This is a genomic window from Burkholderia sp. RF4-BP95, from assembly GCF_001521985.1.
GTDB classification, from domain to species: Bacteria; Pseudomonadota; Gammaproteobacteria; order Burkholderiales; family Burkholderiaceae; genus Burkholderia; species Burkholderia diffusa.
In genome coordinates, this window is the sequence record NZ_LOSX01000080.1 from 82,544 (window position 1) to 97,862 (window position 15,319).

A 15,319-nucleotide genomic window follows, 5' to 3' on the forward strand; every position below is an offset into this window, starting at 1 on the left:
TTTGCTGTGGCGCGTGGTGCGCGTCGTCGCGCGTGGTCAAAGCAGAATGAATTCCTCGTTGTCGACGTAGAACACGAACGCATCGAACAGTTGCGTCACGCTCGGTTCATCGACCTGGTCATGCGCGTTGATCACGATGTCCTCGATCGTCGCGCTGGACAGCGTGACGCGCCAGCCGGGTTGGGGGGCAGTGGCGGGAGGCGTGTCGTTCTCGGGGTCGTTGGCGTCGTTGGCGTCTTCGGTGAATACGCCGTCCGTATCGAGCGTCCACGGCATCGGCGGCAAGCAGAGCCAACCGGAGAAATCGCCCGGGTGTTCGAGAATGTGTTTCAACGACGCGGTGGTCGTGGTGAGGGTCGACATGGGTAGTGCGGTGGTAACTGGGCTGGAGTCAATGCGCTCGGGGCGAGATGCGGCAGTTGCACAAGTGCGCCTGCGCCGCGGCGTTCGTGCCGGCAAAGCGTGATTATGCCAATGTCTTATGCGCGAGGTTGGCAGCGGCAGTGTGCCAGTCAGTTGGCGGACGCGGTACCCACATTCGAGATCGCGTCCAATTTCCCGCGTCGGACTGCCCTTCAGGGTTGGTAGCGAACTGTCTCGTAGATCTTCGCCATGCCCTGCTTCGCGGGATTTTCGTTGGCGGCCAGACCTGTCGAGAAAATGATGCAGGTCCAGCCGTCGCCGCAAGGCTTGCTCGCAATCAGGTCGAGCCGATGTGCATACACCCGGTCGTCCTTGAAAATCTTATGCGAGTAGCGCGATGCGAGCGCGGGATATTTGCCGTTCAGCATGATCGGCTCGTAATTCGCTTTCGTGTACTGAGCAGGCTTGTCGTCGACTTGCAGGTTGTAGAGATACGCCGCCGTTCCCTTTAGCGTCGGCGCAACCTTGGTGGGCACAACCTGAACCGTGACACCCAACGTCAGAACCTCGAATGCCGCCTTGTCGGCTTCGATATCGACCCCCTGCCCATTCGTGTCCTCCAGCCGGCCACTCCACGTAACCGTCCAGTTCGAAGGAAGCTGGAAGCTGACGCCGTTCGCGGCATAAGGTTTGAGATGCACCAGATCAGGCGCATCCGCGGCCCTTGAATCAGTGTTATCGGCAGACGCTGCCGTTACGGTCGCAAGCAAGATTAGCGCAAGAAGTGAACGCCGCATGGAGGATCCTTATTTTATTGAGTGTCGATGCTTCCTTCATCGCTATCCCGGTCGACCGGGCGTAGTTAGGAAGGCTGCAAAGCTATCTGCAATCGCTGACGCATGCCCTGTCTCGTGCGACCAAAGAACGACAACAGGTTCTCCAGCGTCGCCAAGGCATCAAACGTTCAAGAGACATCCATCCCCTACATTTCGATCCAGGACGGCTCATCCTCGTAACAGTAAAGAATCGAGTAGACACTTGAGAATTGATTACCGAAATTAAATTTTTTATTCAAGACCTCAACAGGAGTAAAAATCATACCAGCCTCCTCCATGTTCTTTATCAGCGGGTACACTGAATTGGTTGATGGCAGATCAATACTCGGTGAGTCTTGACTTCCGTCCGCCGACAACGACGATAAATAGTAGTACGGACCAACAAACGATACTCGCAATATGAAATCCGCACCATCACCCCTCACGAAATATCCGTAACTTACGTCGGTGTTGGGCTCGGTATCCTCATGGAAATCAAAATTCTTTTCAAGAAATTGAATCACACCAGGGTACTTTGTCGCAGCAAGATTCTCTTTAACGAACGAGTAGTCCGGGGATTCAAAACTCCCGTACGAATCAATAACGGAACGCGAGAATCTTTCCCAATCAAAATTCGAATCATGGGGTCTCTGGGCCTTTGGGATGTCCATGTATTTTTCCTCCATTGTCTTGGTGAACGCGCACTGAAGTTTGAGTGCCTCCGTTGGGGCCAAAACCAATGGGCGTCTTGAAATCGTGGTCCCGTACATTCGGGCGCCCAGGGACGGGGCTACCCTTGCTCCAAGCCTCATCTGTGTACTGCACTGCATCGTCCCAATCACAGAAGCACGAGGTGGGCTTACCTTGTTTAACTCGACTGTCATACTGGGGCCACCCAGTACACGACCCGCTTGCTTCTGCCGCGATATATGCGGTGGAACCGATGGTTTCTTTTGCAAACCCAGCGGATCGGTCCACGGCGTCGGGTTCGGCGCGTATTGATAGACGTTGACCCCGCCAGCCAACTCAATCGGATCTTTCGACACGAAGCGCCCACTACTCGGATCGTAGTACCGATACCGGTTATAGTGCAGCCCCGGCTACACTTTCCATGTCACCACATCCAGCTACACGGCGGCAATCGCGTGCACCAGTAGAGATGTCCTCGAAGTCGGCTGGTGGATGAACGTTGACCCTTCGTTGGAGCCAGAATGCGCTGTGAATCTCAGGCATTGGGCGGGATCAAATATGTCAACGGCATCAAACACAACAAGTGGCTGATTGACCCAGTTGATTGTCAATTTTTCGATAATGTTTATCGTGTTGAAATCGATGTGCTCGATTGCAGCACGCACATCCGCCTCATTATCGGCCCACTTCCAGCGAACGATCAGTTGCCTGCTGTCAGACGTAGCGATCGCTGTTTGCAATGGCTCGTCGCCCAAGACAAGCACATCTGATCCGTGCAATGTCAGCTTGCTGGCGTAGTCAACAGATTGGCATGCCAAATCGAAATCAGACGGGCTTCCACCCGTGCCATTCCATAGCGACGCCTTTGCCTCCTCCATTACCACCAATGGTCCGCCTGAACTGTTGAGCCAGTTTGAAAAAACGTACTTGCTCATTAGCCTTTCCTCCTCTTTGCCCGCGTGACTTGGCCAGCCTGTTTGAGACTGCAACGCTTACAGTGAGGATACAGCCGCCGGGCCTTCCCCTCCTCGTTCAGCGCGTTCGGAGTTTGGTGGTCGGGAACGAAATCTCCGGCACATAGCGAGCTGCATCGCCACGCGACGGTGTCTCGCATCCACTTACCGGTGCACCGAGGTATTGCACCATCGGCGCGAACGACTCTGCTTCGTACAAGTAGTGTGTGCTGCCGTGCTCACCGCTTTCATACGCCAGCGTATCTCCGTCCAACCGAACACCGTACGCTCGCCGCCACTTGAACGCCAAGCTTCAACTCATCACACAAACAACAAGGGCCGCTAACGCGGCCCTTGGTCTAGCTTTACAAACGGTCAGATTCGGCTCGCAAAGTGCCTAAGAACTTCTGCTATTTCCAACGCCTCCGACTCAGACAGCTCAACCGGGTCATTCTCTTTTGTAACCGCCTTGATATGGATGGACGAACCTTGTTCGATCCATATTCGAACAGTCCCATCACTCGTTTCAAAATAGTCTTGGCTCGATATACCTTGCATTTCTATTCACCTTTAGTAGGGAAGTGCGGGTTTCCGTCATCTGGCGACACGACCTTGACTTTACCGGTTGGATCGTAAGCATGAACATGGTCAACTGCCGCCTTCGACGACGACGCTCGCCGCGAAGTTGCAAAGCGGCTCTTCTAGCCGACGGCAGACTGACGGCAGCCGCTGCATCTCTCCCCGATCGGGGAAGAAATGCGTAAGTGCACGTTGGCCAATCTCCGGGCCGCGTTCGAGCCTCTAGTCCAGAAACAGCAAGGGCCGCTCATGCGGCCCTCGCTTCAGTCCGGCTTCGGCCGGTAACCGGGGTCCTTGTTGCCCTCTTTGCGAACGCCTGTTCCAATGAACTGATGCCAATTCTTATGGCTAGCCAGTGCCGCGTCTGTCCAGTAGTAGTTATCGGAAATCCGTCCGCTATTGCCTTCGACGTCAATCACGCCTTTATGAGCATATTGGCGCAACAGCTTGTTGAGTTCACGATTGATCAATTTCTCAGTGTTAGAACCGTCCCCGCCATAATGCGTTGCACCAATCGCATATTCGTCGTCTCCCCCGTACCGCACGCTAACAAAGCCTACGCGAGCAGGGCGTTTAACGTCGAACTGACGCGGCCCAAGAATATTGTGAGCATCCCCAGGATCACCGATCAATAGAGCCAGCGCACGCAATCCACTGTCCCGCCACACATCAGCGTCGACACGCTCGACATGCACAAACGGATGGTCATAGCTTTCCGAACGATACAGTGCCAGCCCCGTCCTTTCGAGTAACTCCGTATTGATCTTCACGAAGTCGTCGAACGTCATAAACACATTGCGATCCATGCCTATTTCCCCTTACACGGACAGCAATTGTAGGCTCGGAACTGGACGTCGTCTGGAACGTTCTTCCCCGTCGTCTTTGTGCGCAAGTCATCCATTGCCTGCTCTTCCCGCTTCACTGGCGTCACGCCATCAGCGCGCACCTTGCCAACATTGCCGAAGATTGTCTTGCCGTCGGAATCAGTGTAGATAATGTCTGGACGTCGCCCCCCTTTGAATCCACCGGGGGTCCCGACCAGTACTTCTTTTTCGACTCCGCCACCGGCAATGACTATTCCTCCAGCATCTGCCACCTCTTGCCCCCACGCGGCAATCATTTCGTTATGTGGGCCGCACCCGCCGGTTTTCGGGCCGCGCTTCGCGAGGCCAAGCGGGTCAATCCAGCTTATCGGGTTCGGCGCGTACTGGTAGACGTTGACCCCGCCAGCCAACCCAATCGGATCTTTCGACACGAAGCGCCCACTACTCGGATCGTAGTACCGATGCCGGTTATAGTGCAGCCCCGTTTCATCATCAAATTGCTGCCCCTGGAACCGCAGCGAACTCCTCGGAGCGATCCCTACCGCCCTCGACGCCCGCGCGATCACCTCGCGAGCTTCACCCCACGCCTTGTACGACGCCTCCCACACCACATCGCCATCGTCATCCGTCAGTACCTGCGGAGTGCCGATCTGATCACAGTGGTAATAGAAGGCATGCACCTGCCCTGCCCGCTCCGGTACCCGTTGCAGCGGATCATCTTCCGGCACGTAGCGATCTGTATCGCCACGCGACGGTGTCTCGCATACACTGACCGGTGCACCGACGTATTGCACCATCGGCACGAACGATTCTGCTTCGTACAAGTAGTGCGTGCTGCCGTGCTCACCGCTCTCATACGCCAGCGTATCTCCGTCCCAACCGAACACCGTACGCTCGCCGTTCACCTCCTTCGCAATCCGGCGGCCCAACGCATCGTAGTAGTACCGTGACTCACTGCTGCGCGCAGTCTCCTGCACGCTCGCAGCCGTCATCCGATTAAACGCATTCCACTCGTAACGTTGCTCGCCCGCCGGCGATGTGCGATGAACGAGGTTGCCACGCGCGTCGTACTCGAAATGCCGCCCGGCATATTGCTTCAGCAAATTGCCCAATACCTTGGGCACTTCGGGAGGCAACGAACTTTCCGCACGCACCGGGCTCGGCCTGTTCTCTTTGCGAGCCGTCTCAACGCGTGCCGGATCGATGATGTTGCTCGCCGGATCGAATGCGAACCGCTCCTTCGCAACCGGGCTGATTGCCTCGATCAGCCGTCCGACCGGATCGTACCGATAGTCGATGCCGCCCTTGCGGCTGTCCTCGATCCGCAACAACTGACCGGCCGCGTCATAGCGATACCGCCGCTCGGCGAGCGGCGCTGGCGACGTGGACCGCTGAATCGTCTGTTGCAGCACCCGTCCAGCCGGATCGTAGTGCGTGCGTTGCCCGACCTTGCTCGACAGCAGCCGCACCGTTTCGCGATGCAGATCGTCGCGCTCGAACTGCACACGCTCGTCGCCATCCAGCAGCATCCCGTGCACGTGCCCCGAGCCATACATCAGCCAGTCGATCGCGTGGCCGTCCGGTCGCACGGTGCGCCGCCGATTGCCGAGTTCGTCGTATTCGTGATGCCACACGTAGCTGCGTCGCTCGCCGAACAGATCGTATGCGTGATGCTCTCGGACGAGATTGCCGACAGGATCGAAGAAGAACTGCACACGGCTGTAGCGGTTCACCGCGTCGATGAGCCGGCCGCTCCGATCGTACGCAAACCGTTCCTCGCTTTCGCCGGAGGCGCGCTTCATCAGCCGTCCGGTCGCGTCGAGGTCGACCGACCTCACGCAGCCGGCTTCGTCGACGCAGACGAGGCTGCCGCTTTCCTTGTCGTATTGGTAACGCGTCGACTTGCCGTCGAAGCCGATCTCTTCGATCAGCCGTCCCGCCGGATCGTAGTGGAACTGATACGTCGCAAAGTTCCCATCGATCAGTGCGGTAAGCCGGCCGAGACGATCGTAGCGATACGCAATCGTCTGCCCGAGCGCGTCGGCGCGACTCGCAATGCGGCCTGCCGCATCGTAGCTGTATCGCGTCGACCGGCTCAGTTGATCGGTATGCCGTAACAACCGGCCTTCAGCGTCGTATTGCACCTGCTCGACGCTCGGCATGCTAGCAGCAAGCTGCCTTTTTCTTTGCTGTCACCGCTTGCGATGGCTGCAGGTGCATCGGGCGCGCGTTACTCGTGCCTCGCTGAGTACTTCGTTGCTTCGCTCGTAGCGAGGCAACGCGCCCACCACGCACCTCGCCCTTGCGGCTGTCCTCGACCGGCGGCAACTGATCCTTCGCGTCGTAACGATACCGCTGCCCGGCAAGCGACTTGGAGCCGCGGATCGTGGGATCGTCTGTTGCAGCCGTGCGTCCCGCCGCATCGTAATGCGTACGTTGCCCGATCTTGCTCGACGGCAATCGCTCCGGCTCGCAACGCAGCTCGGCGCTCTTAACCGGTGCGATGGTCGGGAGCAACACTAACCATCGACCATGCTCATGAATACATCGGTTTGGGTATTCGATAATTTTTGACTCACTCGTTGCCGCAATTGGGCTAGGAAATCCGATCGGAGAGCCAGTGTATCGTCGTAAACGTCCTTTGCATATTTCGTGATAAAGAGATCACACCAGATGTGCAACACATCGGCAAAGGTCGTTATGTCGTTTGAAACATGATTTGCTCGCCATGAGCCAGATCCATGACGTGCAAAAAGAATAATGCAGTCTTCTTTGCTGAAGTCGCCGATGATCGGGTCTCCGCTTATCTGTCCAAGCACGAGCCACTCGTCCTTCCATGCAGACAGACGTCCCCCCGAAGCATCGACCCGATACCCGATTTGCGCCGCCTCTAACGTCGTCTGACTTCCGTACAGGTGAAGCTCCTCCGCGGACCAAGGAATTGTCAGATCCGCTCCTTGCAAGGCCGATATCCACGTGGCAACTTCCTTGTATCCAGCCGATATTGATGCAGCAGGTGTGGTCGCTTGATCGACTACACTGGCATGCGCTCCGAGAATCGTACGTATTTCACGAAAAACACTATCGGCAGTTTGCATTTTCGTTTGCTCTCTGATGCTGACTAATCATTGCCGCACGGTCGATCAAGCGGCCCGATGTTGCGTTTTGGTAATTACCGCGATGCCCCTGCAGGCTGTTCAGATGGTCGCCCCCGTTGGGCCCATTTGACAGAAAGACAATATTTCGAGGATCTCCGGCCCATGCGGGGTTGCTTTCAACATTGTTTATATGATGCCCGGTGAACCCGGTTACCTTTCCGTTGCTAAGCAATTCATCCATCTGTGCTGGCGTCCAATCTACAGTCCCCGAACCAGTGGCTTTCACGAGTTCCTGCTCGGCTTTCCAGGCACGATTGATACCCGTTTGACGAGAGCCCGCCATTGGCGCGAGGCTGTCTCTAATTTTATAGCGGATCAAGCTGCAAGGCGTGAGGCCGAGCGGATCGGCCCATAGTACAGCGTTACGCGCGTATTGATAGACATTGATTCCACCAGCCAGCCCAACCGGATCCTTACTGACGAACCGCCCGGACGCAGTGTCATAGTACCGATGCCGGTTGTAATGCAGCCCAGTCTCATGATCTTCCTGCTGCCCCTGGAACCGCAACGAATTCCTCGCCACGATCCCCGCCGCCTTCGACGCGCGCGCGATCACCTCGCACGCTTCCCCCCACGCCTTGTACGAAGCTTCCCAAACGACGTCCCCATCGTCATCCGTCAGCAACTGCGGTGTGCCGATCTGGTCGCAGTGGTAATAGAAAAGCTTCGCGTCAGCCCGACGCTGCGGCACCTTCTGCAGTGGATCTTCCTCCGGCACGTAACGATCACTGCTCTTCCACGCCGGCGTCTTGATTCCAACAACCGGCTCGGCCACATACTGCGCGAGCGGTACGAACGTCCCCGGCTCGTAGATATAGTGCGTGCCGCGCTCACCATCGCTTTCGTACACGAGCGTATCGCCATCCCACCCGAACACGGTCCGCTCGCCGTTCACCTCCTTCGCGATCCGGCGGCCAAAGGCGTCATAGAAGTACCGCGCGTCACTCTGCCGCGACGTCTCCGCGACGCGCGCCGACAGCAAACGGTTGAACGCATCCCACTCGTATTCCTGCTCGCCCGCCGGCGTACGCTTGCGCACGAGATTGCCCCGCGCGTCGTACTCGAAGTGCATCCCCGCATACGCCTTCAGCAGGTTGCCCAGCACCTTCGGCACCTCTGCCGGCAATGTGCTTTCCGGCCGCACCAGGCTCGGCCGCGACGCGGGCGTGTCGCTCGCTCGCACCGGATCGACAATGTTGCTCGCGGGATCGAACGAGAACCGCTCCTTCGCAACCGGGCTGATTGCCTCGATCAGCCGTCCGACCGGATCGTATCGATAGTCGATCCCGCCTTTGCGACTGTCCTCGATCCGCAACAACTGACCGGCCGCGTCATAGCGATACCGCCGCTCGGCGAGCGGCGCTGGCGACGTGGACCGCTGAATCGTCTGTTGCAGCACCCGTCCAGCCGGATCGTAGTGCGTGCGTTGCCCGACCTTGCTCGACAGCAGCCGCACCGTTTCGCGATGCAGATCGTCGCGCTCGAACTGCACACGCTCGTCGCCATCCAGCAGCATCCCGTGCACGTGCCCCGAGCCATACATCAGCCAGTCGATCGCGTGGCCGTCCGGTCGCACGGTGCGCCGCCGATTGCCGAGTTCGTCGTATTCGTGATGCCACACGTAGCTGCGTCGCTCGCCGAACAGATCGTATGCGTGATGCTCTCGGACGAGATTGCCGACAGGATCGAAGAAGAACTGCACACGGCTGTAGCGGTTCACCGCGTCGATGAGCCGGCCGCTCCGATCGTACGCAAACCGTTCCTCGCTTTCGCCGGAGGCGCGCTTCATCAGCCGTCCGGTCGCGTCGAGGTCGACCGACGTCACGCAGCCGGCTTCGTCGACGCAGACGAGGCTGCCGCTTTCCGTGTCGTATTGGTAACGCGTCGACTTGCCGTCGAAGCCGATCTCTTCGATCAGCCGTCCCGCCGGATCGTAGTGGAACTGATACGTCGCAAAGTTCGCATCGATCAGTGCGGTAAGCCGGCCGAGACGATCGTAGCGATACGCAATCGTCTGCCCGAGCGCGTCGGCGCGACTCGCAATGCGGCCTGCCACATCGTAGCTGTATCGCGTCGACCGGTTCAGTTGATCGGTATGCCGCAGCAATCTGCCTTCGGCGTCGTACTGCACGTGCTCGACGCCGGCGGGAGAACGAATCTCAGACAGCTGCCCGTTCGGTCCGTAACCATAGGCGACTATGCCACCGGACGCATCCTTGGCCTCTGCCACGCGTCCGATATCGTCGTACTGCCACTCCGTCTTCTTTCCAGAGCAATCGGTGTAGCTCGTGAGCTGCCCGGCATCGTTGTATTCGAGCGCCTTCGTCCCGCCCTTCGCATCGGTGATTTGCGTCGGCAGCCCCTTGTCGTTGTACGCGTACTTCGTCGCGTGCTCGAGCGGATCGATCTCCTCGACGAGATTGCCGGCGTCGTCGTACTTGCGCTGCCACACGTGCCCGTTCGGATCGACGAGCCTGATCATCTGGTCCTTGTCATCATAGGCCGTCTCGATGATGCTGCCGTCCGCGCGTTCGTGCCACGTACGGTTGCCGCGCGCGTCGTAACGCATCTGTTCGATACTGCCGTCCTGCAGGATGTGCAGCACCAGATTGTTGTGCTCGTCACGCCGCAACCACTCCTCGGTGCCGTCCGGGTATGCAACTCGATAAATGTAGCCCTTGATGTTGTAGTAATAGCGCGTCATCTGACCGAGCGCGTCGGTCACGTAGGTAAGCCGGATCTTCGGATGCCACGCAAGGCGGATGTCGAGGCTGCCGTCGTCCGCATATTCGCGGACGCATTTCGCATCGGCATTGTCGTCGGTGTCGGCGCCGTCCCACTCGAGCGTCATTCCGCGGCCAGTACGGTCGGTATAGCGCGTGACAAGGTGTCGACGGTACGCATAGCTCCACGCATTGCCGTGCCGGTCGATCGCGCGCACGAGGTCTCCCGCGTCGTCGTAGGCATAAATCGCCAGAGTGCGGCGCTTGCCGTCCTGCAGGACCTGCTCGATCAACACGATGCGCCCTTGCTTGTCGTATTCGAACGACAGCACGTTGCCGCTGGCATCAATCAACCGGACGAGGCGGTCGAGTACGTCGTAGTCGAGCGTGATCGTGTTGCCGGCTCGATCCTTCTGCATCGCGAGTCGGAATGCATCGCCGCGTCGTTCGTACACGTGCAGTTCGTCGTGGCCATATGCAACCGTCGCCCACGTGTCGTCGAGGCGCGACAGCGTCAGGCTTTCGGAGAGATCGTCGTGCACGCCCCCGACTGCAAGCGCCGGATATTCGATGCTACGTCCGTTCGCATCACGGTAAAACCAGGTGTCGCCTTCGACATCGATGCGGGTGGTGTACGGCGTGAGCCACCGCGCGCCGAGTTCGCCGTTGTCGTATGCGGACAGGCGCGATCGATACGTCCGCGCCCATACGACGGGCAACGCGCCCGGCAATTCGAAATCGGTGTGCGTGAATGTCTCATCGCCGAACGCGAAATCGATCGAGCCGGGCGACGCGATCGGGCAGCCCTTGCATGGGCTCGGACCTGCGCCGCCTGGCTTCTTCTCTTGTTCGATTGCGCCGAGCGGCCCCTGCGGACGCTCGTGCTGTGCCTGCCCCTTGCCGCCGGGCGGCACGTCGGCGGCTTTTTCATGCAGCTTTCCGCGCGCGCGCACCTGCGCGACGGCCGCGACCAGCTGCGCGATGAGCCACAGCATCTTGCCTTCTTCGCTGCCGTTCAACTCGCGGATCGCCTTCGCGACTTTTGGTGCTTCGGCCTTCAGGAACGCGACGATATCGCGGAACGGTTGCAGCCACGAATCCGGCGCGAGCTTCGCGGCCGTCCCTGCCACCGCGTTTCCGGCTTCTTTCCCCAGCGCGACGGAGCCTTCGTAGCCGTATTCGATCGCGTCGACGACGAGCATCGGGTTGTACCAGGACCGCTCGTCCATTTTGCGAGCGACCGCCTCGGTGCGCCGCACGTTTGTACTGCTATCGAAAAGCCGCCCCTGCAGCGCGAGTTCGAGTCCATTCGCGATGCCGACCATCAATTCCTGCGCTTTTGCTGCGCAGTCGTTCAGCAGGTCGGTCAGGACTTGCTGCAGCGTGTTCAGAAAACTTTCGATTTCGGTCGCGGCCGCGGCGTTGACGTGCGTGACCAGCACGGAAATGAGTGCTGCCGCGAGATTGCCGCGCGATACGAGCAACTGGTTGCGCACGAGCGCGAGCAGCGGACGTGCGGACAGCCGGAACGACGCCAGCGGCGGCGGAACCGGAATCACGCCGATCAAGTTGATCGCAAGGCCCAGATAGTCGAGCAAATCGGCTCTGCGCTTCTCGATGATCGTCACGATGTCGCACACCGCATCGTAAAACGCCATCAGGTTGCCGATGATCGGCACCGCGCTCGCGACCGTCTTCAGATCTTCGAACGAAATGTGGTTACCGCTGATGCTGAGCAGCCACTGATTGATGCGGTCGCCGCCAGCCGCTACATCTTTCGTCGAAATGTCGCTGAGCCAGGGAACGGCCTGTTCCTTCTCGGCGCCCGGTGGAAGTTGTTGTGCCATGTCGCTTTTCGTTCAAATCGTTTTTTGCAGACGGCTAACACGCCGCCCTCTCAGGATTGCAACGGACCGCCGAACCCGCTGGTCGGCAGCTTCATGCCGGTGACACCGGCAGCCGAAGCCGATGCCACCGCCGTAGCGCCCTTGCCGGCAATTCCGGCAACACCCGGCACAGCGCCCTGCAGCGCACCGGACGCCGCATTCGCAGCCGGCGTCGCCAACGCCGCGAGCCCACCTTGCCGTGCGGCCTGCACCATCCCGGCCACCTGCTTCGCAGCGCTGCCCAGGCTCGAAGCCGTCTGCAGCGCGGAAACGGCGCCTGCCCCACCGAGCGCACTCGCGGCAGCCGGCAACGCGGAACTCGCGAGACCGCCGAGCGCCGCGCCGGCGCCGCCACCGCTCACGAGGCCCAACGCCGCCGTGGTCGCAGCGGGCGCCATTCCCTGGAGCTGGCTGGCAAGCTGCCCGCTCGCCGCTGCCTGTGCCGCCTCCGGCGACGGCGCGACCGGCTCTGCCGGCCACTTCGCCTGCTTGAAATAGTTCGCCGGCTGATCCGATTCGCGCGGGTCCTTGCCGAATTCGACGCGCACCGCGCCCGGCGGCAAACCGCTCACGACGGTATGGCCGCTGTTGTCGAGCGCGCCCTGTTTCAGCACGGCGCCGTTCACGTCTCTCACCGTGAACAGCCCGCCCTTCACCGCCTCTCCATTCACGTACTTGTGAAACAGCTCCAGTTGCCCCGGCTGATCCGGCCTTGGGCTCGGCAACGGATACCCCATGCTTGCCGGCCCCGCGAAGGTATGCGACGCACCCTTCACATCCACCGCGCCAGGCGTATGAATCTCGATGTTGCCGTCCTTGATGCGGATATACCCGCCGCCGCTCGTCAGCAGAATCCCCTGGTCAGCCGCGATTTCGATCCGATCGGTTGCGGACACAACCTTCACCGCCTTCTGCGCGGTGACTTCGACGTTGTCCGACTGCGCCTGGATCTCGACCTTGCCCTTGCCCGCGAACAGCTTCATCCCCGCGTTCTGCGCGAACAGGCTCAGCTTCTGCCCGATGCTGCCGATCAGCGACTTGCCCGTCGCGACATGCACGCTCTGTCCGCTCGCGACGTTCACGTGATCGTTCGCGACCAGATGCAGCGACTGCTGCGTCGACATCCCGATCCCCGACGGGCTGCCGAACAGCATCACCGGTTCCTTGAACGCATTCGCGCTGCCCGTGCCGCCACCCGCCGTGCGTCCACCGGACGCGCTGCCCGACGCGCTGTCCTGCGTCGCGTCGGTGAATGCGCGCATCGTCTCGTGCGCATCCTTCAGGCTTTCCGCCTGATGCTGCTCGCTCACACCCGACATCGCCTCGACGAGGCTCTCGCCCGTCACGAGCTGCTGCTGCGCTTCCTTCACGTCGAGCGGCTGGCTGTTCGGCGCCTTCGGATGAGTCGTGACGTACAGCCCCTGGCTCGCCCGCACCGCGCCATACGCATCCGAACGCAGGTCGAAGCCGCTGCCCAGATACGATCCGCGCGAATTACCGTTCTGATCGATGAGGTAGCCCAGATGCAGCAGGCTGTTCGCGCTGCTGCTCATCAGCTGCACGCGGTTCTGCCCGGTCGCGTCGTCCATCACGAGATGGTTGTAGCCGCTGCCCGAATATTCTTTCGACCGATAGCCGGAGAGAATCCCGTCGCTATGCCACTGCGGCTGGTTCGCGCCGTTGTACACACGCCCGACCGCCAAAGGCCGATCGCAATCGCCGCCGACATAATCGATCAGCACTTCCTCGCCGATCCGCGGCACATGCACGCCACCGTAGCCGCCACCGGTATCCGACTGCACGACGCGCACCCAGCACGACGCGTTCTCGTTGCCCGGGTTCAGACGATCCCATACGAACTGCACGCGGATCCGGTTCAACTCGTCCGTATAGACTTCCTCGCCCTGCGGCCCGACGACGATCGCCGTCTCGAGATGCATCTTCGGCTTCTCGTGTTCGAACGGGCTGCGATACGGCACACTCACGCGCTGTGCCTCGACTTCGACGAGATAGAAGCCGACCGAGCCATCGTCGTGCGGCACGCGAAACGCCGGATCGGCACCGTAGCCTTCCTGCGCTTGCATCAACGCGTCGCGCAGGCTGTACGGAAAGTCCGCGCTGCTGCTCGCCACGGGCAGGTTGTTCTCGATCCACCATTCGACGCCGATCGCCGCGAATTCGCGCTGGTCGGCCGGATCGCGATCGTGTTCGGGATGGTCCGACAGCGTGAAGCGCCGGCCCGCATCGATCGCGCGCACGCCGCCCGCGCCATGGAAGCGCTTCGCGTGCGACTCCCATTCCTCCATCCGCACCTTCGTCAGATGGTCGCCGCGCGTCTGGTCCAGATACGTGTACGCACCCGTGTACTCGTACACTTCGAGCTGGTCGGGCAATTCGCCTTGGCCACTCATCGTCGGCAGCGTCGTGCCCTTCGGGTTCGACGGCTGCGATGGATTCTTGTAGTCGAAGGTGCGCGTCGTTCGGGTCACGCTCTGCAACGTGCGCGAGCCCGACCATTGCGTGAACGCATCGGCTTCGCTCGCCGCGCCGCCGCGATAGAAACGCACGGTCTCCGGCGACAGCGGCGCGAACGCCTGCAGGTTGTCGGTGATCACGAGCGTATGCGACTTGCCGTCGTCGGCCTGTTGCCACGTGCTGTAAAGGCCTTCGCTCTCCATCAGCCGATGCACGAAATGCCAGTCGGTGTCGTGCTGGCGCGTGTACGAACGGCTCGGCAGCGGTTGCGACAGCGCGAAGCGGAAATGCCCCCGCGCCTGCGGATGCTGGTTCAGCACATCGCTGATGACCTGGTCGACGGTCGTATCGTTCCAGAGCCGCTGGTCGCGACGAAACTTCAGGAAATGCGTGAAATCGGCGAACGTGAGCTGATAGGTCGTGAGCCCGCCGTCGGCGCCGAGGCGGCGCGCGGTGTGGACGTATCCGTGGATCGGCCGGTAGCTGCGATCGCCCTGCTGGATCCACAACGTGACGGGCTGCGCGATCAGCTTTTTAAGTTCCAGATCGCTATCGGTCGACAGCACGTCGAGCGTGAATTCGTACGCGCGCCCGATGCGCGAACGGCCGACGGCCCGCTGCACGGTCAGCACGTTGGCGCCCAATGGCGTATCGAGCTTCAGCAGCCGGTCCTGCTGAAGCAACCCGCCGCGCAATGCGGCAACAGTGTTCTGCATGTTCATGGCAACGGCCTTTTCTTCTTTTGACGCGCCCTCGGATGGCGCGTTATGCGATTTCGCTCGCGCGATTTTACAGACAAATTACTGCGAGTCTCCAAAAATGGAACTGATTTAAAAGAGTTTTTCAAGCGTCC

At 60.1% G+C, this 15,319-nt stretch carries 7 protein-coding genes and 2 pseudogenes; all 9 read right to left on the bottom strand.

Annotation, left to right across the window (positions count from 1 at the left end; all coding sequences use genetic code 11):
* Positions 1 to 36: 36 nt before the first annotated feature.
* The 9 genes and pseudogenes from WS46_RS27175 to WS46_RS27210 all read right to left on the bottom strand — a co-directional run bounded on the left by WS46_RS27175 (position 37) and on the right by WS46_RS27210 (position 15,188).
* Positions 37 to 363, bottom strand: a complete 327-nt coding sequence (locus WS46_RS27175; RefSeq protein WP_059692353.1) for a hypothetical protein — start codon at positions 361 to 363, stop codon at positions 37 to 39.
* Positions 364 to 575: 212 nt separating this feature from the next.
* Positions 576 to 1,160, bottom strand: coding sequence for a hypothetical protein (locus WS46_RS27180; RefSeq protein ID WP_156441424.1), 585 nt, complete (start codon positions 1,158 to 1,160; stop codon positions 576 to 578).
* 967 nt (positions 1,161 to 2,127) lie between these two features.
* Positions 2,128 to 2,275: pseudogene (locus WS46_RS36935) on the bottom strand (RHS repeat-associated core domain-containing protein); the annotation flags it as partial.
* Between the two features lie 30 nt (positions 2,276 to 2,305).
* Positions 2,306 to 2,803, bottom strand: a complete 498-nt coding sequence (locus WS46_RS27190; protein ID WP_059692355.1) for an Imm21 family immunity protein — start codon at positions 2,801 to 2,803, stop codon at positions 2,306 to 2,308.
* Between the two features lie 860 nt (positions 2,804 to 3,663).
* A complete protein-coding gene (locus WS46_RS27195; RefSeq protein ID WP_059692356.1) occupies positions 3,664 to 4,206 on the bottom strand; it encodes a hypothetical protein in 543 nt (180 codons plus the stop codon).
* Between the two features lie 2 nt (positions 4,207 to 4,208).
* Positions 4,209 to 6,389: pseudogene (locus WS46_RS27200) on the bottom strand (RHS repeat-associated core domain-containing protein); the annotation flags it as partial.
* A 354-nt stretch (positions 6,390 to 6,743) separates the two neighbouring features.
* Positions 6,744 to 7,322 carry a hypothetical protein gene (locus tag WS46_RS35665; protein WP_156437285.1) on the bottom strand — a complete coding sequence of 193 codons (579 nt, stop codon included), beginning with the start codon at positions 7,320 to 7,322 and terminating at the stop codon, positions 6,744 to 6,746.
* Positions 7,306 to 11,952, bottom strand: coding sequence for an RHS repeat-associated core domain-containing protein (locus tag WS46_RS27205; protein ID WP_082725404.1), 4,647 nt, complete (start codon positions 11,950 to 11,952; stop codon positions 7,306 to 7,308). The genes WS46_RS35665 and WS46_RS27205 overlap by 17 nt, the downstream gene beginning before the upstream one ends.
* A 50-nt stretch (positions 11,953 to 12,002) precedes the next feature.
* Positions 12,003 to 15,188, bottom strand: coding sequence for a type VI secretion system Vgr family protein (locus WS46_RS27210; RefSeq protein ID WP_059692357.1), 3,186 nt, complete (start codon positions 15,186 to 15,188; stop codon positions 12,003 to 12,005).
* Between the last annotated feature and the right edge of the window lie 131 nt (positions 15,189 to 15,319).